The organism is Legionella brunensis (genome assembly GCF_001467025.1).
GTDB lineage: Bacteria > Pseudomonadota > Gammaproteobacteria > Legionellales > Legionellaceae > Tatlockia > Tatlockia brunensis.
In genome coordinates this window covers 402,887-427,525 of record NZ_LNXV01000033.1, presented here as the reverse complement: position 1 = coordinate 427,525, position 24,639 = coordinate 402,887, and the positions used below count along the sequence as shown (strand labels likewise).

Here is a 24,639-nt window from a genome sequence, read left to right as displayed (position 1 = left end):
GCTATAAATTTACTCATAGTGAATTTATATTTGGTAGGCTGTCATGGGGCGCAAAAAACTGGAAGAAACAAAGTCATCAAGTCTAATTTACGCACTTAAAGAGGCTACACTAGATACTTCTGATTTTATCTTACTCGCAACACATCTTCTTGAAATTAAATTACCAAAAACAGAAAGTTCATCTAAATCGATTAAAGAAATACAGCGGCAATATCTTGAGCAGGATTATGATGGTGCTATCAAAAATATTATCGCTTTATATAAGGCAGCCGAGATAGACGAAGATTTAGCAGATATTGTAACTCTGGCCCAATCAAAACTTAAAGATAACCCCGATGATAATGAGAGTAGGCGCTTTTATGAATCACTGTATTTTAAGGCACTTGATGAACAAAATAGTAAACAAACAGATTACACCATGTTCCAAGAATTGGCAGAGGCGTTTAATTCCTTTAATAAATATAAAACTAAGACAAATATAAAAAACTTTAAAGATGCTCAAACGTTGATATTGGATGTTTGCGAGCTTAAAGATGATATTGAAATGGATTTAAAAAATAAATCAACTAAATATGGTCGAAAAGATAGAGATCGGAGCTTCTCCGAAAGAGTGTCTACGCAAAATCCAGGTATTATGAAGCCCAGTTCTCCAAATTTTGCTGATAATTTGACACCTTTGAAACAAATAGATAAGACACGAATTGATGAAAGTGTTAGCGAAGGGTATTCAAACACAAACCCTAAAGTTCCTTTTGTGGCTTCCATGTCAGGCACTGCTTTTACCTTAGCTGCTTTGCTAAGACAATATATTGAGCAACACAAGAATGATAAAAATTTAGAATATAAAGTCAATAGAATAGTCAATTTATTTATTTCTGAATATATTAAGGAAGGGTACCACAGTTACACGGAAATGATAGACGTATTGAAAGAACCACATGTTCAATCTATTTTTTCAAGTAAAAATATTCGACTTAATTATGGAGTTATTGATACAGAAGAGGTGTTTCATAAAGCGCAAGATTATGCTCTGGGTACAGCCCAACGATCCCTACTACATCAGGAGTTAACGAGTAGAGTTAAAAAGCAAGAGGCTCATGGAGAAAAAAACCGATTGGTTGAGTATGAAAATAATTTCTCGCAATCACCCTTTTATGCGGACCAGAAGCAATATGGCGAAAAAGAAAATGCACCTGAAACATTTCTTAAGGAAAAAGGTGGGCATTTTATTGTTAGACCCACATCCTTAAAAATAGAAGGTTTTTTTATCTTTGCTGTAACTTATAAAGATAAGACTGGTAACTATTGTCATGTTAGACAAGCTGTTGATGAAGAGGGAAAGCTTTATTTTGTTGATACGGACGGTAAAACATTAACTCCAGCAAAAATTGATGAAGGGGAAAATTGGCTATCCAATGTAGAAAAACTTTATAAAATCGAGTCCGATTATCCTCTAAGGGATGGAGAAATAAGTAATAGGCTTGGAAAAACTTTGCAGGGTGATAAGGCTTCTTTAGCTCTTTTTTTGCAACAAAACTCACAAAAAAAGCTTCCGGGTTTAGCTAATGCCTTACGAGATTCACCTAGGGTTGAAGTGTTTGCTATGGACAAGGAGAATTTTGAAGTTAGATTAAGTAATTTGCAAGGAATGTCTCCTGTTAATTTTAAAATTAAGCAAAGCGACTTGAAAGAATTTTTTCAGACTAATGAAAAGAAACAGCAAGAGGCTGAAAAAAGCCGATTGGCTGAATATGAAAAGAATCTTTCGCAATCGCCTTTTTATGCGGATAAAACGCAATATGGAGAAAATGGCGCAACCCCCGAAATATCATTTCTTAAGGAAAACAAAGGACATTTTATTGTTAGACCTACATCACTAAAACAAGAAGGTTATTTTATCTTTGCTGTCACTTATAAAGAGGGAGACAATTATTTGCATAGTAGGCATGCTGTTGATGCAAAGGGGCGTCTTTGTGATGTTGACCCGAGTGGCTTCCCAATAACAGTGAGAGCAAATCAGAGTGGGGATTGGTTATCTGATGTAACATCGCTTTATAAGGGGTTGTCTAAGGTTAACAAGGATGAAAAATTAAGTGCTACTCTGCAAGTGTTGCTCGATACCAATAGGAGCGGGGCATTTGAATTTTTTCAAAAAAACACAAAAGAAGAAGAAAAACTCCTTCGTTTTAAAAAAGACTTACAGTATACGTTTAAGGTCGAAGTGTTTGCTATGGATAGGGACAATGTTGAAGTCAGATTCAGTGAATTACGCGGGATGTCTCCTATCAGTTTTAAAGTAAACCAAAATGAGCTAAATGGATTTATTAACCAATTGAATAATATAAATAAAATGGGTAAAGATTCTGAAAAAAAGGCGACAGAAACGCAGACTAATGAAACAACATCGGCTGAAGAAAAAACATCGACTGGAAGTAAACAAAAGTTACCCTCAGACATACAATGGCTCGAAGATAATTTAAATAATCCAATTCCAAGTGTGTTAAAGGAAATTGCTAAACTTAGTAATAATTATTCTGATGAATTGTGGAATAATTTGCAGAGTGCATTGCGCTGGAGGCCAATAGACATAAAATATGAATATGTGGAAGGCAACGATTATGTTGGTATATCAGTCAAAGGACGTGGCCTCACTATTGCGTTCGAAATATCACGAGAGGCGCTATCAAAATTAGCAGGGCAAGGAGCCGTAGCCAACGAAGAGCTAAACTCTAGTCCAAAAGAAAACTTACAGATACAACAATTAACTGCTGCAATACAACAAGAAATTGGTAGAGTGGAAGGAAAATTTGGCGGAGGCAAGAAAGCCAAAAATATTCGAGATGCTTTAGAGCAGGCACTTGAGCATTTTAAGGAAAAGCCTGATATTTCTCCCTCTGAGTTTTTGAATTATAAGAAGGGGGATTACTCTATTGCTAGTGCTTTGCGAATTGAACGACATCCGTGGCGTTCTGCCTCTCATAAAGCAGAGTCTTTTACAAATGTGACAAAATTTTTCAAGGACAAAATTAGAGAAGAATTCAAAGAGGAAGAATACTCCGAACGAAAAGACACTAGTCTTAAATAGGATAAATCTTAATCTTCATCGAAGTCATTGACTTCGATGAAGAAGATATTCATTCAGCGTCTCAATGTTTTCAGGAGAAAAATTTAAGCCAAGTTTTGTGCGACGCCACAATATGTCTTCACAGCTACACGCCCATTCTTCGCGACATAAATAGTCTACTTCAGCTTGATAAAGGCCGTTACCAAAATCATACCCTAGATCAGTCATATTTTTGCAGCTGTCTAGTAGGAGTTCTGTGCGTGTGCCATAGCTAGCGAGATAACGCTCTTTGATTTCATTGGCTAGCCAGAAATATTTTTCTCTTGCGTAGGATAGATATTCTTTATAAGACATGTTGTGAAGGCTTGCACCAGGAAGAGGGATGTTTTCTGTGTCTGATTCTTTAAGATAGGGGAAAATAGCTTTTAATTCATCCACAGTTTCTAGGGCAAGTTGCCGATAGGTTGTTATTTTTCCGCCATAGATAGTTACGGCTGGTGCCGGCGTTGTGCTGTAAAAATGTTCGTAATCACGACTCAGGGTTTTAAGCTCACCTGAGGCTGCTAGTAGAGGTCTTACGCCACTCCAAGTATCAATAATATCTTCTCGCTGTATTTTGCATTGAAGATAATTATTGACTAAAGCACATAAATAATTGACTTCTTCATTGGAGATATTAACGTCATCTAGTGAGCCTTTGAATGCGACATCAGTCGTACCAATCATGGTATGGCCTTGATAAGGTACAATGAAGACAATTCGTTTATCTTCATGCTGCAGAAGGTAAGCATGTTTTCCCTCGTAAAGTTTATGCACAACCAAGTGACTTCCCTTCACCAAAGACATTTTGAATTGAGTGGGGATCTGCAGTAGCTCATTACTCGATTCAACCCATGGGCCTGTTGCATTAATCACGGTTTTGGCTTTAAAGAGAGTTTCTTTGCCTGAAATTGCTTTAACCGTTAAATGCCATATTCCTTCGATAACGTTTACATGAATAAGCTTGGTGTAATTGTAGATAGAGGCACCATGCTCCTTGGCCTGTAGGGCATTGGTTATCGTGAGTCGTGAATCATCTGTTGTACAGTCGTAGAATAAAAAACCTTTATCATATTGTTCTTTAAGAGGAGAAAAATAAGGTGACTGCTGTTTGCGTTGAACAAATTTACTGTGTGGTAATTGATTTTTCCGACTCAAATTATCATAAATAAATAACCCAGTGCGCAATAACCAGGTGGGGCGCATATTTTGTTCATAAGGGAGCACGAAAGGCATGGGTCGTATGAGATGCGGAGCTAATGTGAGCAAACGTTGACGTTCATTCAGGGCTTTTTTGACCAATCCAAAATCATAATATTCAAGATAGCGTAAACCTCCATGAATCAATTTACTGCTGCTGGAAGAAGTTTTAGATGCAAGGTCTTCTTGTTCAAAAAGAATAACTGATAAACCACGTAGCGCTGCATCCGCAGCGGCACCGCAGCCATTAATTCCGCCGCCTATTACTGCAACATCAAAAACCTGTTCCATGTTTTCGTCTCCGCAAAAAGCGTATAAGATTAGAAAAAATTGTAATTTCCAGATTGTTATTTTTGAGCATAGGTGAAGGATTTATAATTAACAATCTGGAATTAATTATAAAGTAACTAGTAATTTAAATGTTTTCAAATGAGGTTGATTGGAGCATATACTCATAGCTAAATCTAGATTTGATAATTTAAATTATAATCAAGGAATTACGCATGAATTATCTTCTTGCTATTGATCAGGGGACGAGTAGTACCAGGGCAATGTTGTATGATTCCTTCGGTAAGTTAATAGAAACTAGCCAATACTCACTCACACAATTCTATCCTAAGCCTGGTTGGGTAGAGCATGATTGTGAGGAAATCTGGCAAAAAACGTTAAAGGCAATGCAGGATGTAGTCAATCATGTAGGAGCAGAAAAAATTCTTGCCTGTGGCCTTACCAATCAACGAGAAACAACAGTCATTTGGGATAAGCAAACAGGAAAATGCTTGGCTAGAGCCATTGTATGGCAGGACAGGCGTACAGAAGATTTTTGTAAATCGCTGTCTCAATACAGTGACTTATTACAGAAAAAAACAGGCCTGTTGCCTGATCCCTATTTTTCTGCAAGTAAATTACGTTGGCTTTTGGAAACAATACCAGATGCACGCACACTGGCTGCCAAAGATCAGCTTGCCTTTGGTACTATCGATAGTTTTCTAATTTGGCGATTCACCAATGGTGAAGCTCATCTGACCGACATAACCAATGCTTCGCGGACTTTATTGTTTAACATCGGTGAACAACAATGGGACGATGAGCTGTTATCGTTGTTTAATATTCCAATTTCAATACTACCTGAAGTATGTGCTAGTGATGCTCATTTTGGGATTATCAGCAAAAGCTATCTAGGTGCTGGTATTCCCATTACTGGAGTAGCTGGTGATCAGCAAGCAGCTTTAATTGGCCAACGCTGTTTTAATGATGGTTCGGTTAAAGCTACTTTTGGTACAGGAGGCTTTTTATTGATGAATACTGGTAAAAGGTCAGTAATGTCCTCGCATAAGCTATTGACCACCATTGCTTACCGTATGAAGGAAGAAACAGTTTATGGTTTAGAAGGAAGTCTTTATCACGCAGGAACTACGGTCAAGTGGTTAAGAGATGAAATGAAACTCATAGAAACAGCAGAGGAAACAGAAACCCTTGCTAAGAGCTTAAATTGCAATGAAGGGGTATATTTAGTTCCCTCTTTTACTGGTCTTGGTGCTCCCCACTGGATTTCAACGCCGGGAGCTGCAATCGTAGGTTTAAGCAGGACAAGCAATAAAGCTCATTTTGCTCGTGCGGCTCTTGAAAGTGTGTGCTACCAAACCCGCGACATACTCAATTGTATGCGTGAGGATAGTCAGTTGGATGTTTCTTTGTTACGTGTGGATGGGGGTATGGCTGCAAATCATTGGTTTTTACAGTACTTGGCTTCCCAATGTGATTTAACAGTGCAGAAACCAGCTGATATAGAAACAACCGCTCAAGGAGCAGCAATGCTTGCAGCAATAGGTTGTGGACTGGTTAATTCTTTAGATGAATTACAAAGAAGTTGGGAATGTGAGAAGGAATTTGCTCCTGAGGGTAATTTAGACAGTATTGAAAAGGATTACAGTGGATGGATGAGGGCACTTGCGATGATAAAGGCGGGCTAAAAATGAAAAATTTCCTTAAAATCAATCGTGTGCTATAGATTTAGGAAGTGTTGGGATACGGTAAAATTGTAAGGCATTAAGATAAAGTACTTTTTCAGCAAGTGAAGTATCTAAGGTATCTAGAATAAGAGAGATATCTTCATCGTAAAAAGGCCGCAAAGCACGGGTGGAAGGTAAGTCTGTGCCGAACATCAAAGCATCAGGATTGGCTTGACTAATGTCCTTTAATGCTTGTGGTACGTCAAAATCAACTCTACCAAATCCAGAGGCTTTCACTTTAATACCATGTTCAATTAAAAAAAGAAGAGTAGGGAAGCCTTCTTTGGTAAGTCCGAGATGATCAATACTAACGGCGGGAAGTTTAAGTAAAATGTCAGCAAGTTGTGGTAGCTCACCAGATTCAACATACAATTCAATATGCCAACCAGCAAGATCATAAACGCGTTGAGCAAAGGATTGTAGATTCGCAAGACCTTCTGACCCACCACGCTTTAGGTTAAAACGAATGGCTCGAACTCCTGCTGTTTGTAGCGCTAAGATTTCCTTATCTAGAATAGAAAAAGGCAATTGTGTTACGCCGACAAAACCCAGACCTAATTCCTTTAAACTGCTTAAGAGATAACTTTGATCAAAGCCTTGGAAAGAACCCGAAACGACTACTCCTCCCAATAAATTAAATTTGTTCAGCCGCTCGTAATATTCGATTACTGTAAAGGAGGGGGGTAAATAGCCATTATTGGGGATTAAAGGAAAGTGGGGATCAATAATATGAAAATGGCTATCAAAAAAACAAATCCGCTGCATCTCTTTCTCCCTACAGCTATCTGGTGATGGTAGGCTACTTAAGTATTTATTGGACTGCTATTAATTAGATATTGGGAATAAATAAGCAGCCAATCATTGACTGCTTAAAGAATTACGTCACATCGCGCTCACTTTCACCAGTGTAAAGTTGACGGGGACGACCGATTTTAGATTTGCTGGCGACCATCTCCATCCAGTGTGACATCCATCCCACTGTTCTTGCCAAAGCAAAAATTACAGTGTACATGTTGGTTGGAATTCCAATGGCACTTAATGTAATACCCGAGTAGAAATCGACGTTGGGGTAAAGCTTCTTCTCGACGAAATATTCATCTTCAAGTGCAATTCGCTCAAGTTCTAGTGCTAATTTAAATAAAGGAGCATCGTGAGCACCAACAGCATTAAGAACTTCATAGCAAGTTTTACGCATTACTTTTGCACGAGGATCATAGCTTTTATAGACACGATGTCCAAAGCCCATCAGACGGAAAGGATCATCTTTGTCTTTAGCTCGTTTGATATAATGGTTAATGTGTTTGATATCACCAATTTCTTTTAGCATATTGAGACAGGCTTCGTTGGCACCACCATGTGCAGGCCCCCATAGAGCACCTATTCCAGCCGAAATACAAGCATAAGGATTGGCCCCTGTTGAACCAGCAAGTCTTACTGTGGATGTTGAGGCGTTTTGCTCATGATCGGCATGAAGCGTAAAAATGGTATCCATTGCATTCACAATAACAGGATCAGGTGTAACATCTTCTGAGGGTACCCCGAACATCATATGTAAAAAGTTTTCTGCATAAGACATTTTATTTTGAGGATACATATAAGGTTGCCCTACGGAGTATTTATAACTCATTGCAGCTAAAGTAGGCATCTTAGCAATCAAGCGAATTGCTGAAATGTAACGGTCTTGTTGATTATTCAAGTCAATTGAATCGTGATAAAATGCGGATAATGCACCGACTATACCAACCATAATGGCCATAGGATGTGCATCGCGACGGAATCCATTTAAAAAATTGTACATCTGCTGATGTACCATGGTGTGGTTATTAATCAGACTGACGAAATCCTTTTTCTCGTTTTCATTAGGGAGCTCTCCATTGAGTAGTAAGTAGCTCACATCAAGAAAGTCCTTCTTCTCAGCTAATTGTTCAATTGGATAGCCGCGATAAAGCAATATGCCTTTTTCACCATCAATATAGGTGATTTTTGACTCACAGGAGGCGGTAGCAACAAAGCCTGGATCGAAAGTAAAGTAACCTTGCGCGGCTAATTTATTAATATCAATCACATCATTACCAAGTGTTGGGCTATATATTGGAAGCTCAATCGGATCATGGCCGTTTATGGTAAGTTGGGCAACTTTTTGGGTCATCGCGTCTCCTAAATTTGTGGCTTCATAGCCTTCTCTTGCGTCAGTGTGCGGAACTATATAAAAATGCCCCTTTACAGTCAATTTATCTGCGAGCAAATTCATTTTTAACAGTATGAATAAGTATGAGACAATTTTAGATTTTTTAGTAGGAAATAATTAGGGAATAATAATGATAAAACCAGCGGAGTTACCCTTTAACAAGCGCGGAGCCGTTTACCACCTGGATTTGCGCGAAGATGAGATAGCTGACCTTATTATAACGGTAGGAGATCCTGGGCGTGTGCAGCAGGTTAGCCAATATTTTGACAAAATTGAATTTCAAAGTGCACATCGCGAGTTTGTTACCCATACTGGTTATATTGGATCACATCGTCTGAGTGTTTTATCAACCGGGATTGGTATGCCCAATATCGATATAGTAATGACAGAAATTGACGCCTTAGCGAATATTGATTTGGAGACAAGAGAAATACGTGAGAAATCAAGACAGTTCACCATTATTCGACTGGGTACAACAGGAGGAATCAAAGCTGATTGCCAACCTGGAGATGTCATGATTAGTCGTTATGCCATTGGATTTGATACTTTTCTTAATTACTATGATTATGAATTGTCTGCTGATTTAGCAGATTTACAGGAGGCCTTACGCGAACACCTAGGTACAGAGTCAGGACCTTTTTTTGTATCAGGAGCTGATTCGCAACTTGTTGATAATTATAAAAATTTAGGTGTTTTGGGGATTACGGCAACTTGTGGAGGATTTTATGGTGCACAAGGTCGGCGATTGCGTTTACCACTCCGATATCCGAACTTTTTAACGAAGTTGAGTAAGTTTAGTTTTGGTGGATTTGGAGTTACCAACCTTGAAATGGAGACGGCCGCTATCCTGGGTTTAGGCCATTTATTAGGACATCGATGTTTATCGATTAGTGTGGTTTTGGCAAATCGTATGACAGGGGAATTCTTGAGCAACATTAAACTGAACGTTGATAAGTTTATAATTAGTTTCCTGGAGCGCATACCTTATATCTCTAAGTAACTATGATATTGATTCAATTAAAGCGGCCTGTGTGGTATCATTCTAAACCTAATTTATCTGCAGAAAATGCATAAGGATACGACCTAGTCATGGTTTATCTAGCCAAAGAAGTCATACCAGTCAATATTGAAGACGAATTGAAACAGTCTTACCTGGACTATGCAATGAGTGTTATCGTCGGTCGGGCATTACCTGATGTTCGAGACGGTTTAAAGCCCGTTCATAGACGCGTACTTTTTGCTATGAGTGAATTGGGCAATGATTGGAATAAGCCCTACAAAAAATCCGCTCGTGTTGTCGGGGATGTGATAGGTAAATATCACCCACATGGAGATACTGCTGTTTACGACACTATTGTTCGTATGGCTCAGCCTTTCTCCATGCGTTACATGCTCATTGATGGACAGGGGAACTTCGGTTCTGTTGACGGTGATTTTGCAGCGGCTATGCGTTATACCGAAGTCAGAATGTCGAAGATTGCGCATGCGTTACTGGCTGATTTGGAAAAAGAAACCGTTGATTTCAGTCCTAACTATGATGAGACTGAATTTGCACCAGTTGTTTTACCCGCAAGAATTCCTAATCTTTTAGTCAATGGCTCCTCAGGTATTGCAGTAGGTATGGCGACGAATATTCCGCCACATAACCTTACTGAAATTATCAATGCTTGTGTGGCTTTGGTAGATGAGCCCGATTTATCGCTAGATGATTTGATGAATTATATCCCTGGTCCTGATTTTCCAACTGCTGCCATCATTAATGGCAAGGCAGGGATTATACAAGCCTATCGTACAGGCCGGGGCCGTATTTATGTTCGTGCTCGCACCGAGATTGAAACAGAAAGTCAAACAGGTCGACAGTCAATTATCATTACTGAATTGCCTTATCAAGTTAATAAAGCACGCTTGGTTGAAAAGATTGCTGAACTTGTTCGTGAAAAACGTATAGAAGGGATTTCTGGTTTACGTGATGAATCTGATAAGCAAGGGATGCGGGTTGTTATAGAACTAAAGCGTGGAGAGGTTCCTGAAGTAATCCTTAATAATCTCTATGCTCACACCCAAATGCAGAATGTGTTCGGCATTAATATGGTTGCTCTAGTAGATGGCCAACCGCGTACTCTGAATCTGAAAGAAGTTCTGGATCATTTTATTAAGCATCGCCGTGAAGTTGTAACCAGACGTACTATTTTCGAACTCAAAAAAGCAAGAAACCGAGCCCATCTCTTAGAGGGTTTAGGAATTGCGCTGGCAAATATTGATGTAATGATTGAGTTGATTAAAAAGTCTGCTACTCCGCAAGATGCAAAAGAGGCCTTGCTGGCAAGACTTTGGGAGCCTGGACTGGTCAAGGCTATGCTGAAAAATGCGGGGAGTGATGCTTCTCGCCCAGATGATTTAACAAGTGATTTTGGCTTAACTGATGCTGGTTATCGTTTATCAGAAAACCAGGCTCAAGCTATTCTTGAATTAAGACTGCATCGCTTAACAGCTCTTGAACAAGATAAAATTATTAATGAATTCGAAGAATTACTTGGTGTTATCAAAGAGCTGCTAGACATCTTGGCTTCTCCTGAGCGATTAATGCAAGTTATTCGAACTGAATTATTAGAAATTAAAACGCAATTTGGTGATGCGCGTCGCACTGAAATCACAGCTTCTCAAGAAGATCTGACAATTGAAGACTTAATTACCGAAGAAGACGTGGTAGTAACCTTATCTCATCAAGGCTATGTGAAATATCAACCGATTTCTGCCTATCAGGCGCAACGTCGTGGAGGCAAAGGTAAATCAGCAACAAATGTGAAAGATGAAGATTTTGTAGAGCGTTTGGTGATCGCAAGTACGCATGACACTTTATTATGCTTCTCAAATCACGGTAAATTGTATTGGTTAAAAGCTTATCAGTTACCTCTTGCCAGTAGGATTTCCCGAGGTAGGCCCATAGTTAATATTCTTCCCCTTGCTGAGGGCGAATCAATCAATGCCATGTTGCCGGTTCGAGAATACACTGAAGGCTATTTTGTCTTTATGGCTACTAAACATGGAACTGTAAAAAAAGTTCCCCTCGAGGCATTTAGCCGCCCACGTTCAAATGGAATCATTGCTGTTGATTTAGATGAAGATGACCGCCTGGTAGGTGTTGATATTACTGATGGTAGTAAAGATATTATGCTATTTACCGATGCAGGTAAGGTTGTTCGTTTTGATGAGAGCCTTGTTCGACCAATGGGAAGAACCGCGCGAGGCGTTCGTGGTATTCGCTTACATGAAAATCAATCTGTGATTTCACTCGTTGTTGCCAAATCTCAGGGTACTATATTAACCGCAACCGAAAACGGATATGGAAAACGTACGAACATCGAGGAATACCGTATATCAGGAAGGGGTGGTCAGGGTGTTATCTCTATTCAAGTCAATGAGCGAAATGGAAAAGTGGTTCGCGCGTTGCAGGTTGAGGATACTGATGAAGCAATGCTCATTACTGATAAAGGAACATTAGTTCGTTTCCGGGTCGCTGAATTATCCATCATTGGCCGTAACACACAGGGTGTTCGACTTATTAACGTAAGTACTGGTGAACACGTTGTAGGTATGCAACGTATTGAGGACATTGGCGAAGACAGTTCGGATGAGTCTGACATTACAGAAGAGAGTATGGAGGATAATCTTTCTGTAGACGAGGCAAACGAAGGCGATAATGAATAGGGGATACAATTTTGGTGCGGGTCCTGCCATGTTACCTGAGCCAATTCTAAGAGAAGTCCAAAGTGAGCTCTTAAATTGGCAAAATTCAGGCATGTCGATTATGGAAATTGGTCATCGAACACCAGAATTTGTTGCTTTAATGGAGCAAGCCAAACAAGATTTGCGTGAACTTTTAACTATTCCCTTAAATTATCATATCTTGTTTCTAGGAGGGGCTGCTCGCACGCAGTTTGGTATGATTCCGCTTAATTTCTTAGATAGTGGACAGCATGCCGGTTATTTTATTACGGGTCTTTGGTCGTCCATTGCCTATCAAGAGGCATGTAAGTTAAAAAAAGCCTACTGTATAGCGACTAGTGAAGAAAGTAATTTTAGCAACATTCCTGATATAACCGACTGGCAGATTGCTGAAAAGACCACTTATGTATATCTCACCTCAAATGAAACTATTAATGGAGTACGTTTTTCTCAAGAGCCCAAAATCTCAAATATACCTCTCATCGCAGATATGACTTCCAGCTTATTGAGTGAGCCTGTGAAAGTTCAAAAATATGATTTGATTTTTGCTGGAGCACAAAAAAATATAGCGAATGCAGGTTTGACGGTCGTGATAATAAAGGATGAATTTTTAAGGACAATTGACAATAAAACGATACCTACCATGCTTGATTATCGGGTCCATGTTGCAGAAAATTCAATCTATGCCACACCACCAACATTTAACTGCTATTTGGCAGCTAAAATGTTTCAATGGATTAAAAATCAAGGCGGAGTAGAGGCTCTTTATGCGGTCAATTGTAAAAAAGCAGCTAAGCTTTACGATTATATCGATGGTTCTTCCTTCTATCACTGTAAAGTAGTTAAGGAATCCAGATCGCTAATGAATGTTTGTTTTAATCTAAGAAAGCCTGAACTTGAGGAGTTATTTATCGCTCAAGCATGTGAGCGTAACTTGTTGGCTTTAAAGGGGCATCGTGCTGTTGCTGGGTTACGCGCCAGTCTCTACAATGCCATGCCTTTGGATGGGGTAAATGCGTTAATTGAATTTATGTGTGATTTTGCTAAGGAATACGACCAATGAATCTGCTACATTTCGTGAGCAGCCCAGTAAAAGCCTTACAGGGCGATATAACTGTTCCCGGTGATAAATCTATCTCACATCGAGCTATTATTTTAGGCGCTATTGCAAAAGGCACTACCACTGTAAGTGGTTTTTTAGAGGGAGAGGATTGTCTTGCTACCCTTAAGGCGTTTCAGTCGATGGGAGTGTCTATAGAGGGACCTGTTGCACAGCGTGTGGTTATTCATGGAGTAGGTAAGCACGGCTTAAAAAAGCCTGAAAAGGTTATAGATTGTGGTAATTCAGGAACCACCATGCGTCTTCTTGCAGGACTTCTGGCTGCTCAATCTTTTGATAGTGAGCTTAATGGTGATCATAGTTTGCAAAAAAGGCCGATGGAAAGGGTAAGCAGACCATTAGTACAAATGGGTGCTGAAATAAGAACTACTGAGGGCAAGCCTCCATTGTTCATTCGAGGTGGTCATTCTTTACATGGTATTACTTATGAAATGCCTGTGGCTAGTGCCCAAGTTAAATCCTGTTTATTATTAGCAGGCCTATATGCTCAAGGGGAAACCAGGGTGGTTGAGCCTGGTTTTACTCGTGATCACACAGAAAGAATGCTAACGACATTTTCTTACCCTATTCAAAAAGCTGAAAATACTATAGTTATTAATTCGGAAAGTGAATGTTTAGGTACAGATATTATTGTACCAGGTGATATCTCCTCTGCTGCCTTTTTTATTGTGGCAGCGACACTTATTCCAGGCTCTGAGTTATTAATTAGAAATGTGGGGATTAATCCTACAAGAACAGGCATTATTCAGATTTTGATTCTCATGGGGGCTGATATAAGCTTAAATAATAAGCGACTATGTGGCGAAGAGTTAGTTGCCGATCTTTGTGTCAGGCATGCACCCCTCGAAGGTATTGATATTCCCTCAGAATTAGTTCCCATAGCGATTGATGAATTTCCAGCAATTTTCATTGCAGCAGCTTGTGCGAAAGGACAAACCTTACTGCATGGGGCGCGAGAATTACGTTGCAAGGAAAGTGATAGAATTGGGGCAATGGTTGAAGGATTGCAAGAATTAGGTATAGAGGCTCAAGCGTTTGAAGATGGTTTATACATTAACGGTGGAGAGCTGCAGGGCGGTGAGGTAAATAGCTTTCATGATCACCGCATTGCTATGTCTTTTGCAATTGCGGGCGCTATGGCAAAAAATCCAGTTACAATTAAAAATTGCGCAAATGTTGCAACATCATTTCCTACTTTTGTGAAAACGGCAAACAAAATTAATTTGGCTATCAAGGAAATTAAAGATGAAGTCAGATAAAAACGTACCGGTCATTACATTAGATGGACCAAGTGGTACAGGCAAGGGAACTATTTGTCACATGCTCGCAAATCATTTGCAATGGCATGTACTAGATAGTGGCTCCATTTATAGGGTCCTTGCTCTGGCGGCAAGGAAAAAAAGGATAGATTTTAGTAATGAAGCTGCCTTGGCAGAACTGGCTCATTCTTTAAATTTGCGATTTGAAACTGATCCGGAGCAAAAAGCACAAGTACTTTTAGAGGGTAAGAATGTTGTTGATGAGATAAGAAGCGAGCAGTGTGGTCAGGATGCTTCCAAAATTGCCGTTTTACCTGAAGTCAGAAAGGCATTATTGGCCCGTCAGAGGGCTTTTGCAATGTCCCCAGGTTTAGTTACGGATGGTCGAGATATGGGCACAGTGGTGTTTCCAGACGCCATTTTAAAGATTTATTTGTATGCTTCACCCGAAGAAAGAGCATTTAGACGTTATTTACAGTTGAAAGAAAAAGGAATTGATGCTAGCCTCGCCGAAGTTGTTGATGAATTGGCTAAACGTGATGCAAGAGACACGTCACGGTTGCATGCGCCATTAAAACCTGCAGAGGATGCGGCTTTTATTGATACGACTGGTTTAACGATTGTACAAGTGTTCGATAATGTATTAAAATTGGTCGATGAGCACTTGTTTTTTCGTTAAAGCAAATGGGGGAAAGGCGAGAGGATCTCGTGCTTTCATTTTTTTACTAAAGAGTTTATTAATATGTCTGAAAGTTTCAAAGAATTATTTGAGCAAAGTATCGTTGGCGCACAGTTTTATCCTGGTGCAATTATTACAGCAAAGGTTATCGGTATTGACGATGACTATGTCACCTTAAACGCAGGTTTGAAATCAGAAGGTATCGTTGCTGTTGAAGAATTCCAAGATAAAAATGGTGAGCTAGAAATCCATTTAGGTGACACTGTTGAAGTAGCCTTGGATTCTGTAGAAGATGGCTATGGCGAGACGTTACTATCTAGAGAAAAAGCAAAACGTCAGGAAGCATGGCGTAAGTTGTCAAAATGTCACGAAAACAACGATACGGTTACTGGTTTGATTTCTGGTAAAGTCAAAGGTGGCTTCACTGTTGAAATTGGCTCAATTCGCGCATTTTTGCCTGGTTCTTTGGTTGATGTCAGACCTGTCCGTGACCCCTCTTACCTCGAAGGTAAAGAATTAGAATTTAAAGTTATTAAAATGGATCTAAAGCGCAACAACATTGTCGTTTCTCGTCGTGCTGTTGTGGAAGAAGAAAGCAGTGCTGATAGACAAGCACTTCTTGAGTCATTGCATGAAGGCCAAGTTCTCAATGGTATCGTCAAAAACCTCACTGACTACGGTGCGTTTATTGACTTAGGTGGTATTGATGGCTTGCTGCATATTACTGATATTTCTTGGAAACGCGTCAAACATCCAAGTGAGGTCCTCACTGTTGGCCAAGATGTTCGTGTAAAAGTACTAAGTTTTGACAGCGAACGTAATCGTGTTTCATTAGGCATGAAGCAATTAGGCAATGACCCTTGGGTTGATTTGGTTGAGCGTTATCCTGTTGGTAAAAAATTACAAGGTAAAGTGACTAATATCACTGATTATGGTTGCTTTGTTGAAATTGAAGAGGGTGTAGAAGGGTTAGTACATATGTCTGAGATGGATTGGACTAACAAGAACGTACATCCTAGCAAAGTAGTTTCAATGGGTGATGTTGTTGATGTCATGGTGCTCGAAATTGATGAGGAGCGTCGCCGCATTTCTCTCGGTATGAAGCAATGTGTTGGCAATCCTTGGCATCAGTTCTCACAAACCCATAGCAAAGGTCAAAAAGTTAAAGGGAAAATCCGTTCAATTACTGACTTCGGAATTTTCATTGGCCTAGATGGTGATATTGATGGTTTAGTCCATTTATCTGATATTTCTTGGAATACTCCAGGCGAAGAAGCTGTTAAGCAATTCAAGAAAGGTCAAGAATTAGAAGCTGTTATCCTTGCAATTGATGCTGAGCGTGAGCGTATTTCTTTGGGCTTGAAACAACTCGAAGGAGATGCTTTTACAACTTACGTTGAAGAGCATGCTAAAGGTGCTATCGTCAAGGGTACTGTCTCTGCAGTAGACTCTAAGACAGTCACAATTGATCTAGCTCCTGAGGTTGTAGGTACTATTCGTTCAAATGAAATTTCTGAAGAAAGAGTTGATGACGCAACTGCTCATTTCAAAGAAGGTGATGAGGTCGAAGCAAAAATTATCAATGTTGATAAGAAAAACCGTACAATCGCTCTTTCTGTCAAAGCAAAAGATGCTCAAGATCAAGCAGAAGCAATTAAAAAATACTCACGCAGTGGAGAAGTTGCTTCAACAACATTGGGCGATCTATTGAAAGAGAAGATGGCAAGCAAAGAAGGTGAGTAATCCCCTTTAACTAAAAAAGCGTAGGAAACTACGCTTTTTTTTTGTCTTAAATGACTATCTTCTCATTTCCGATAATTGATAGAAATTAAGGACGATTCAGCACTGTTTAGGATGACTAAAGAAAGTGCAAAGAGTATCTGAGTTACTAAACAATACTATTTTCCATTGCCAAATTTTATAAGAATGCTAGAGTATTCTGAAGTTAGCCCTAACAACCCTCTCATATTTCGCTTGTAGCGGAATTCATTATAGGAATAATGCGATGCGTTTGTTTATGATGGTATTTTATTTATTGTTAATTTTGTTAGGGGTTACTTTTGCTGCTTTAAATGCATCCTCAGTCCAGGTTAATTTTTATTTTACAAAATTGACAATGCCTATTTCAGTCCTCATGACGATTATGCTTGGTATAGGTTTGCTTTTAGGCTTTCTTCTATTCCTATATCGCTATTGGCGGCTTAAAGTAGAGTACCTAAAACTCAAAAACCAATTTAAATTAACTGAAAAAGAAATTAAAAATCTAAGATCAATTCCTCTGCAGGATCAACATTGAGTTGCAGTGAATTGACGGTAAGAATCAGATGATTCAGAATTTAGCAGATTTACCATCTGCTTTGGACAAACGAAATAATGGAGATCTTTAATGATTAATTTATGGCCATTATTGTTACCTGCTGCAGCTTGGTCTGGTTGGTGGGTTGCTAGCCGTAATTATTCTGGCAAAGAAACAGCGTTTAATAATCGTTTATCCCGCGAATACGTTGTCGGTTTAAATTACTTATTGAATGAACAACCCGATAAAGCAGTGGATGTATTTATCAAACTTCTAGAGGTTGACAGTGAAACAGTTGAAACCCACCTTGCATTGGGAAGCTTGTTTCGTCGACGAGGAGAGGTTGATAGAGCAATCAGAATTCATCAAAATTTGATTGCAAGACCACAGTTAAGCCTTAGAGAGCGTAAAGAGGCATTAATGGCTCTTGGCCAAGATTATATGAGTGCGGGGGTCTTTGATAGGGCAGAGCGTATTTTTTTAGAAGTTGTTGAGATGGGGGGAAGTAAGGAAACCTGCAGTTTACAGGGATTGCTTGCCATTTATCAGCAAGAAAAAGCCTGGGAGAAGGCTTTGGATATTACTAAAAAAATAGAGCTTTCATTAGGCCAAAGTATGCACATACAAGCGGCTCATTATTATTGTGAAATTGCAAACCAGGCTTTAAAAACTAATTCCATGGAAAAAGCACAAAATGCCATCAAGCAGGCTTTAACTGTAGATAAGATGTGTGTCCGTGCCAGTTTGATGCAAGCGTCCCTTGATATGCAAAATAATCGCTATAAACAAGCTATTCGGTCTTTACGCCGTGTTCCTCAACAAGATCCTGAATTTCTTAGTGAGATAATAGAACCTTTGGTAGTCTGTTATCGCGAACTGGATGCAATGTATGAATGTGTAGAATATTTACAAGATACTCTAAAAGAACATCCCCGTGCCTCCACAATCTTTGTTATTGCTGAATTTTTATGCCATCAGAAGGATATGGACACAGCAATTGATTTCGTCTCAGAAAAACTAAGTACTCATCCTTCGATTAGAGGGTTAAATCGTCTTATTTTCTGGCATTTAGAAACTGCCCACGGAAAAGTCAGGGATAAATTGCAAATGCTCTATGATATGACAAGTAAATTTTTAGATAATAAACCAATTTATCGTTGCGGCCATTGTGGATTTGGAGGGAAACATTTGCATTGGCATTGCCCAAGTTGTAAACAATGGGGTAGAATGAAGCCCGTTCATGGTTTGGAAGGAGATTAGTGAACTAAGATAAATTAGGAGGGGAACTCCCAAATAGGCCATAATTGCGACAGTGCTTAATTGTCAAGTTAACAAGCAATGAGCCTTAGGATGACTGAAATAAGGAAAAAGTAGAATTAAAACAGAAGAGTTACTATCAACGGTTCATTCTAATTTACAGTGTACTAATCATTTCTTTTGCTAAATTTTGAGAAAATTATGCAATTTATCGATCTTAAAAAACAATATAAATTAATCGAAACAGATATTTTAAAGGGTATCCAAACTGTCCTTGAACATGGACAATATATTATGGGACCCGAAATTGCCAAGTTAGAAGAGCAATTAGCAAAATTTTTAGGTGTCAGGCACGCAATTGTTAATTCGAGTGGTACGGATGCTTTGCTAATGGCTCTTTTAGCTTTAGAACTAGAGCCTGGTGATGAAGTGATTACTAGCCCATTTAGTTTCTTTGCGACGGCGGAGGTAATTGCCCTTTGCCAAGCGAAACCAGTGTTTGTTGATATTGATCCATCGACCTACAATATTGACCCAGCTCAAATTGAAGCGAAAATAACGGCTAAAACCAAAGCCATTATGCCTGTTAGCTTATATGGACAGTGTGCCGATATGGATGCAATAAATCTTATTGCTAAACAACATGGTTTACCGGTAATTGAGGATGCGGCTCAAAGCTTTGGAGCTACTTACAAAGGGACATACTCAGGAGCGTTATCCACTATTGGTTGTACTAGCTTCTTTCCCTCCAAGCCTTTAGGTGGTTATGGGGATTCGGGTGCTTGCTTTACTGATGATGACATATTGGCAGAAAGAATGCTGGAGATTCGCATTCATGGACAAAATGCAAGATACTGCCATCGTCGAATTGGTATCAATGGCCGTATGGATACCATACAAGCAGCCATTTTAATTGAAAAAATGAAGTTATTTCCGGATGAAATTGCTATGCGCCAACGTGTTGCGCAACGATATGAGCAATTACTTTCTGACATCGTAAAAACTCCAGTTGTGAAACCGGGTAATACCAGCGTTTTTGCTCAGTATACGATTGAAGTTCCTAATCGAGATGATTTCCAAAAACAGATGCAAGCATTAGGCATACCTACTGCAGTTCATTACCCAGTGGCTATGCATCAGCAAGAAGCATTGGCCTATTTGGGACATAAATTAGGTGACTTCCCTAATGCTGAGCGTGCTAGTCAACACGTCGTTAGCCTGCCAATGCACCCTTATATGGATTTAGAGGAGCAGCAAAAAGTTGCTAATGCTGTTAAAACTTGTTTCTCTAGTGTATTGGCTGGCGCATAGTGGAAAATCCAAAACTAATTATCGCTCTTGATTTTTGTAAGCAGAATGAAGCTTTAGACTTGATAGACAAAGTCGATCCAAGTCAATGTGCTTTAAAAATTGGTAGCGAAATGTTTACCTTGTTTGGCATGGATTTCGTTCGTGGATTAATTCAAAGACGATTTAAAATTTTTTTAGATTTAAAATTTCACGATATCCCTAATACAGTTGCTCAGGCTTGCCGAGCTTGTGCTGAGCTTGGGGTGTGGATGATCAATGTTCATGCTATGGGTGGTCTCCAAATGATGCAGTCTGCAAAAGAGGCTGTGAGTCATTATACTTCTAACCGCCCTTTGCTAATCGCTGTGACTGTCTTAACTAGCATGAGTTCTAGCGAGTTGCCAACTATCGGATTAGAACCTTCCGTTGATAAGCAAGTAGAGAGATTGGCAAAACTAGCTTATCAGGCCGAACTTGACGGTGTAGTATGTTCTGCTTTTGAAGTGCCGACTGTCAAAGAAGTGTGTGGTTCTTCTTTTCTCACAGTTACTCCAGGTATTCGTTTATCTGAAAATGAAAAAGATGATCAAGTGCGAATAATGACTCCTGAGCAAGCTACTGAGCTGGGAAGCGATTTTTTAGTGATTGGCCGACCTATCACTCGTGCATCAAATCCATCACAAGTTATTGATAAGATACTGTCATCAATTAACAACTAAGATTCATTTTTTATTAGCCTTTCCAAGCACATTTGCTAAAGGTTTGGGAACGACACGCAAAATCACGATATACCCGGTGTTTTATACGAATTCAAGTCTAATGTCATTGATGTAACTCTCCACTGCAGCCGAGTTTGGAAAGAAGTCTGTAAGTGGGCGAGGAGAAATGGTATTTATTTATCCATTGATTTATGTTAGTAATAAAATAGTTAAATAATTTTGCAATAAATTATTTTTCAAAACACAAGCATGGGATTGTTTGTGTCCCAAGAACTCGCAACGAAAGGACTAATTATGCCACGAGAAAACGTGTTAAGTGCATTGTTGCGCAAAGATACAGTAATTTATCCTAATATCCTTTTATTAAAAAAGTTTTTGCTTTGTGTTCACCAAGGATGGTTTCGGATCAACGGAGCCTCTCCAGATGAAAAATACACCTTAGGTGATTATTTATTAGATGATGAGCGAGTCATCATTGATTTCACTCGCATGAGTGAGCAATATCAGAAGAAATTTTTAAATTGGTTTTTAGTGCCTCACAGTGAGGATGCGCATCAAGCATTGCTGACAGGGGCTGCTACCAGTAACTATAGGGGGTACACTGCTGAAGTTGGTTTGAGCTGGTGGGGAAGAGTCGTTAATCTCTTGTTTTCACGTAAAAAATCCTACCATTGGCATTTGACTCCATTTGAGATCTCACTTAATTATCAATTAACTGGCCTAGAAATATGCCAAGATGTTCATGGATTGTTAATTGGATTAAACCAGTTTGCGATTGAAAATAATGATGAAAAATACCATGCAGCCCATGATAATCAGCCGGAGCCACTTCGTAATACTAAGCGTGTACTATTAACCGATGATATGGTCGAAAAATTGATTTCTACCGACATTCAGTCCCATGATTTCGACTCTACAATATATAACCCTCATCCTTTCTCTATTAAGGTTGTTTCTAGTTCACAACGTATGCAAGCAATGAGGGAGTATCGACAAACGCAACGCTTCTTTATTGAGAAACCCTGGTATTCAAGGATTTGGGAATGGGTTAAAACATGGTTTGAAACTGTACCACAAGAAGTCGAAATGGAAGAAATTCTCCATGGGAGCAAAAAATATCGCTTATTTTTTGAGACAGGGGATGTGCGGGTTTTCAAACGTGAAAGCAATGGCCAGATTTTGGTTGTAGAGAAACGACCTGATTTAGATAGTATGGTTTTCTGTGGCGGCGGGGCCAAAATTTTTGCCCATGTTGGTGCTTTAAAGGCATTTGATGAAGCAGGAATTAAACCAACTAAATATGCCGGTAGCTCTGCGGGAGCAATCATGGCGATCTTAGGTTATTTAGGTTATAACTGGAAAGATATTCTTGTTTTTTTTCAATGGTTTAAGCAAGAAAATATCATTCATTATGACATTGATAGTTCTGGTTTATCGGATGCTAGAGCAATGAAAGCTGCTCTTGATTATATGATTACTAAAAAAGTTAATGAGATTATTCAAAAGTATGAAGTCGATAAAACAGCTGAAGGTCGAAGATTTTTAGCTGAGGGTGTTTTTAAGCATGGAAAAATTACGTTTGAATCGCTACATCTATTAAAAAAACGTTATCCAGATTGTGGCTTAGGGGAAAAGTTAACTGTAACGGCTACTAATGTAGAAAGTAGGAAAACAAGATATTTTTCATATGCAACTACACCCTGGATGGAGGTTAGTGAGGCAGGAAAAACTTCAGCTAGTTTTCCAGTAGTATTTAAACCTACTGTTGTTGAAGGTGCTACGCATAAAGATGGTGGAATATTAAATAACTTTCCTACAGAAGTATTTAAAGACGATTTGTCGACATTACTTGAGTCTGAACATGGTAATTGTTTAAGTATGGTAGCTTTTCAATTTGATAATGGCTATGAGAGAAATTTATTAGATAAGTTCGTTGATCGAGTTTACCGTGAGAATTTTGTCTGGAATTGGATTTATGGACTATTAACTGGGGTTACAGATCCTGTGAGTGGTTGGGAAAAAGATCGTTTAAAATTGCTACAACATAGTAATCAAGTAGTGCTAATTCCTACCGGCAATGTTTCATCTACACAGTTTGATTTAGATTTGGAGGCGCAAAACACTTTAGTAAGAAATGGTTATGAGGCAGCAAAAAACTATATTAATGCGCGATATGGGGTGAAAAATGACACTGCTAAAAACAAGGAATTAATGTACTCCTCATTTGCGTCCATGGAAGAATTATTATACTTCAGTTGTTACCGTGGTCATGAGGACTGGTTCGAGAAAATAGCATCAGAAGCAAAAAAAGAAGGGATATCAGAACAGAAAATCCATGAGTTACGCGAACATTACTTTACTGACAAAAAAAGGGAAGTAAAAGGAAGGCATGAAAGTCCAACTCATAGTGACAATTTTCCTCTCAAGTTATCAGGCAGTATATCCGAAAAACAATGGCTTGTTAAAAATATGCAATTGTTTGAGGCAATTTATCCGGTATTTCATAAAATACCTTATTCCTTTCTGACTACGCCTCATGATTTAAAATTATTTAAGTTGGCGAGACATTCCTTGAGCCTAAATCGTCCTTTAACCGGGTTAAGATATCTTAGAGATATCAAGGGGGATGTGCATATCTTGCTATCTATTTTTATTCAGATTTTAAATAATTCTCATTTAGAAAAAGTAGAGGAAGTTGCTAGTAAATTGCAGCTGTTTAGTACAATAATGCAATCTGCTGACAAATTAAAAAACGCTACATTTTATGGCAAGTGGGATTTATTAGTTCGACAAAGTAATAGGGTTTTAAAAGTACTCAGTAAAGAATTCTGGAATGATGCCTTTGAACTATGTTCATCTTTAAAACAAGGTGAGGAACCATTAGAAACTATAATAGTAAAAGATGCTCCTATAGAGGAAGGAATGGATCATGTTCACACTGATAACTGGTTCATCGAAAGGAATAGGACATGCTTTAGCATGTGAATTTGCAAAACAGGGACATGATTTAATTCTCTGTGCTCGTGATAGAGAGCTTTTAGAGCAACTAAAGCAGAAAATCACTACCGTTTACTCAGTAGAGGTGAATATTATCCCTATGGATTTAGGGCAGAATAATAGTGCGTTTAACTTAATTAAAGCTATTGAGGAAAAAGGATATGAAATTAATTGTCTGGTAAATAATGCTGGCATAGGGTATTTAGGGGATTTCGCCTCGATGGATTCACTGTATTTAAATCAAATGTTGCAGCTTAATATGATTACAGTGTCCGAGTTAACACGATATTTTGCAAAAAAATTTACCCAGGTAGGCAAGGGTAAAATCCTACAAGTTTCATCGACGGCTGCTTTTCAACCAGGACCGTTCATGGCAGCCTATTATGCATCAAAGGCTTACGTTGCGTCTCTATCACAAGCATTGGCTTATGAGTTAAAAGGATCCGGAGTGCATGTTTCCATTCTTTGCCCAGGACCTACACAAACGAATTTCTTTGATTCAGCAGGTATGGATGAGAGTTTTCTAGCCAGGGGTTTTTTAGGAATAATGACACCTGAGAAAGTGGCTAAAATAGCGTATCGTGGTCTTGAAAAAAATAAACTATTCATTATTCCCGGGATTCTTAATAAGCTGCTTGCCTATGGTGCTGCAATTTCACCAGCAAGAGTAACTCGAAGTATTACGGCCTTACTTCATGGTAAAAGACAGACACCATAAGGTCTGTTTACAATTCTACTATCTTGGCCGAAAAGCCATGATTTTTCGACTCAAGCTAGCAATAGCAAACAGACT

General features: G+C 38.9%; 17 protein-coding genes. 14 read left to right on the top strand and 3 right to left on the bottom strand.

The genetic code is table 11. The features are described 5' to 3' along the window. Nucleotides 1-43 precede the first annotated feature (43 nt). Nucleotides 44-3,085, top strand: coding sequence for a hypothetical protein (locus Lbru_RS13215; RefSeq protein ID WP_058442595.1), 3,042 nt, complete (start codon nucleotides 44-46; stop codon nucleotides 3,083-3,085). 24 nt (nucleotides 3,086-3,109) lie between these two features. Here the strand turns inward: Lbru_RS13215 and glpD are convergent, their stop codons facing one another. Next, nucleotides 3,110-4,594, bottom strand: a complete 1,485-nt coding sequence (gene glpD / locus Lbru_RS13210) for a glycerol-3-phosphate dehydrogenase (RefSeq protein WP_058442594.1) — start codon at nucleotides 4,592-4,594, stop codon at nucleotides 3,110-3,112. 212 nt (nucleotides 4,595-4,806) lie between these two features. Here glpD and glpK point away from each other — a divergent pair, with 212 nt between their 5' ends. After that, nucleotides 4,807-6,276, top strand: coding sequence for a glycerol kinase GlpK (gene glpK / locus Lbru_RS13205; RefSeq protein ID WP_058442593.1), 1,470 nt, complete (start codon nucleotides 4,807-4,809; stop codon nucleotides 6,274-6,276). Between the two features lie 21 nt (nucleotides 6,277-6,297). On the opposite strand, the gene Lbru_RS13200 is transcribed toward glpK, so the two are convergent. Continuing rightward, nucleotides 6,298-7,080, bottom strand: a complete 783-nt coding sequence (locus Lbru_RS13200) for an amidohydrolase family protein (protein ID WP_058442592.1) — start codon at nucleotides 7,078-7,080, stop codon at nucleotides 6,298-6,300. A 112-nt stretch (nucleotides 7,081-7,192) separates the two neighbouring features. Beyond that, nucleotides 7,193-8,464: a citrate synthase gene (gltA, locus tag Lbru_RS13195; RefSeq protein ID WP_058442591.1), complete on the bottom strand. Its 1,272-nt coding sequence runs from the start codon at nucleotides 8,462-8,464 to the stop codon at nucleotides 7,193-7,195. A gap of 169 nt (nucleotides 8,465-8,633) precedes the next feature. Between gltA and Lbru_RS13190 the strand changes: the two genes are divergently transcribed. The 12 genes from Lbru_RS13190 to Lbru_RS13135 all read left to right on the top strand — a co-directional run bounded on the left by Lbru_RS13190 (nucleotide 8,634) and on the right by Lbru_RS13135 (nucleotide 24,564). Continuing rightward, complete coding sequence (locus tag Lbru_RS13190; RefSeq protein WP_058442590.1) at nucleotides 8,634-9,503, top strand: nucleoside phosphorylase; 870 nt, start codon at nucleotides 8,634-8,636, stop codon at nucleotides 9,501-9,503. Nucleotides 9,504-9,592: 89 nt separating this feature from the next. Next, nucleotides 9,593-12,211, top strand: coding sequence for a DNA gyrase subunit A (gyrA, locus tag Lbru_RS13185; protein WP_058442589.1), 2,619 nt, complete (start codon nucleotides 9,593-9,595; stop codon nucleotides 12,209-12,211). Then, on the top strand, nucleotides 12,204-13,292 hold the full coding sequence (serC, locus tag Lbru_RS13180) for a 3-phosphoserine/phosphohydroxythreonine transaminase (protein ID WP_058442588.1): 1,089 nt from the start codon (nucleotides 12,204-12,206) through the stop codon (nucleotides 13,290-13,292). The genes gyrA and serC overlap by 8 nt, the downstream gene beginning before the upstream one ends. Continuing rightward, nucleotides 13,289-14,608 (top strand): 3-phosphoshikimate 1-carboxyvinyltransferase, encoded by a 1,320-nt coding sequence (gene aroA / locus Lbru_RS13175; protein WP_058442587.1) that lies wholly within the window; start codon nucleotides 13,289-13,291, stop codon nucleotides 14,606-14,608. The genes serC and aroA overlap by 4 nt, the downstream gene beginning before the upstream one ends. After that, nucleotides 14,595-15,287 carry a (d)CMP kinase gene (gene cmk / locus Lbru_RS13170; RefSeq protein WP_058442586.1) on the top strand — a complete coding sequence of 231 codons (693 nt, stop codon included), beginning with the start codon at nucleotides 14,595-14,597 and terminating at the stop codon, nucleotides 15,285-15,287. Before aroA ends, cmk begins: the two co-directional genes overlap by 14 nt. Nucleotides 15,288-15,350: 63 nt before the next feature. After that, nucleotides 15,351-17,030 carry a 30S ribosomal protein S1 gene (rpsA, locus tag Lbru_RS13165; RefSeq protein ID WP_058442585.1) on the top strand — a complete coding sequence of 560 codons (1,680 nt, stop codon included), beginning with the start codon at nucleotides 15,351-15,353 and terminating at the stop codon, nucleotides 17,028-17,030. Nucleotides 17,031-17,292: 262 nt separating this feature from the next. Continuing rightward, nucleotides 17,293-17,583 (top strand): lipopolysaccharide assembly protein LapA domain-containing protein, encoded by a 291-nt coding sequence (locus Lbru_RS13160; protein WP_058442584.1) that lies wholly within the window; start codon nucleotides 17,293-17,295, stop codon nucleotides 17,581-17,583. 90 nt (nucleotides 17,584-17,673) lie between these two features. Further along, nucleotides 17,674-18,843 (top strand): lipopolysaccharide assembly protein LapB, encoded by a 1,170-nt coding sequence (lapB, locus tag Lbru_RS13155; RefSeq protein ID WP_058442583.1) that lies wholly within the window; start codon nucleotides 17,674-17,676, stop codon nucleotides 18,841-18,843. Between the two features lie 198 nt (nucleotides 18,844-19,041). Continuing rightward, a complete protein-coding gene (locus tag Lbru_RS13150) occupies nucleotides 19,042-20,151 on the top strand; it encodes a DegT/DnrJ/EryC1/StrS family aminotransferase (RefSeq protein ID WP_058442582.1) in 1,110 nt (369 codons plus the stop codon). Next, complete coding sequence (gene pyrF, locus Lbru_RS13145; protein WP_058442581.1) at nucleotides 20,151-20,849, top strand: orotidine-5'-phosphate decarboxylase; 699 nt, start codon at nucleotides 20,151-20,153, stop codon at nucleotides 20,847-20,849. The genes Lbru_RS13150 and pyrF overlap by 1 nt, the downstream gene beginning before the upstream one ends. 294 nt (nucleotides 20,850-21,143) lie before the next feature. Then, the gene (gene vpdC / locus Lbru_RS13140) at nucleotides 21,144-23,834 is read left to right on the top strand and encodes a Dot/Icm T4SS effector VpdC (RefSeq protein ID WP_058442580.1); all 2,691 of its coding nucleotides are present in this window, start codon (nucleotides 21,144-21,146) and stop codon (nucleotides 23,832-23,834) included. After that, entirely contained in the window at nucleotides 23,779-24,564 is a 786-nt protein-coding gene (locus Lbru_RS13135) for an SDR family NAD(P)-dependent oxidoreductase (protein ID WP_058442579.1), read from the top strand. The genes vpdC and Lbru_RS13135 overlap by 56 nt, the downstream gene beginning before the upstream one ends. Nucleotides 24,565-24,639 lie beyond the last annotated feature (75 nt).

Bases quoted from the DNA above. Each gene is read 5' to 3' on its own strand.
- Lbru_RS13215 (WP_058442595.1), top strand. From the start codon at position 44: ATGGGGCGCAAAAAACTGGAAGAAACAAAGTCATCAAGTCTAATTTAC.
- gyrA (WP_058442589.1), top strand. From the start codon at position 9,593: ATGGTTTATCTAGCCAAAGAAGTCATACCAGTCAATATTGAAGACGAA.
- Lbru_RS13135 (WP_058442579.1), top strand. From the start codon at position 23,779: ATGTTCACACTGATAACTGGTTCATCGAAAGGAATAGGACATGCTTTA.
- Lbru_RS13200 (WP_058442592.1), bottom strand. From the start codon at position 7,080: ATGCAGCGGATTTGTTTTTTTGATAGCCATTTTCATATTATTGATCCC.
- Lbru_RS13160 (WP_058442584.1), top strand. From the start codon at position 17,293: ATGCGTTTGTTTATGATGGTATTTTATTTATTGTTAATTTTGTTAGGG.
- rpsA (WP_058442585.1), top strand. From the start codon at position 15,351: ATGTCTGAAAGTTTCAAAGAATTATTTGAGCAAAGTATCGTTGGCGCA.
- Lbru_RS13190 (WP_058442590.1), top strand. From the start codon at position 8,634: ATGATAAAACCAGCGGAGTTACCCTTTAACAAGCGCGGAGCCGTTTAC.
- glpK (WP_058442593.1), top strand. From the start codon at position 4,807: ATGAATTATCTTCTTGCTATTGATCAGGGGACGAGTAGTACCAGGGCA.
- Lbru_RS13150 (WP_058442582.1), top strand. From the start codon at position 19,042: ATGCAATTTATCGATCTTAAAAAACAATATAAATTAATCGAAACAGAT.
- serC (WP_058442588.1), top strand. From the start codon at position 12,204: ATGAATAGGGGATACAATTTTGGTGCGGGTCCTGCCATGTTACCTGAG.
- glpD (WP_058442594.1), bottom strand. From the start codon at position 4,594: ATGGAACAGGTTTTTGATGTTGCAGTAATAGGCGGCGGAATTAATGGC.
- gltA (WP_058442591.1), bottom strand. From the start codon at position 8,464: ATGACCCAAAAAGTTGCCCAACTTACCATAAACGGCCATGATCCGATT.
- aroA (WP_058442587.1), top strand. From the start codon at position 13,289: ATGAATCTGCTACATTTCGTGAGCAGCCCAGTAAAAGCCTTACAGGGC.
- vpdC (WP_058442580.1), top strand. From the start codon at position 21,144: ATGCCACGAGAAAACGTGTTAAGTGCATTGTTGCGCAAAGATACAGTA.
- lapB (WP_058442583.1), top strand. From the start codon at position 17,674: ATGATTAATTTATGGCCATTATTGTTACCTGCTGCAGCTTGGTCTGGT.
- cmk (WP_058442586.1), top strand. From the start codon at position 14,595: ATGAAGTCAGATAAAAACGTACCGGTCATTACATTAGATGGACCAAGT.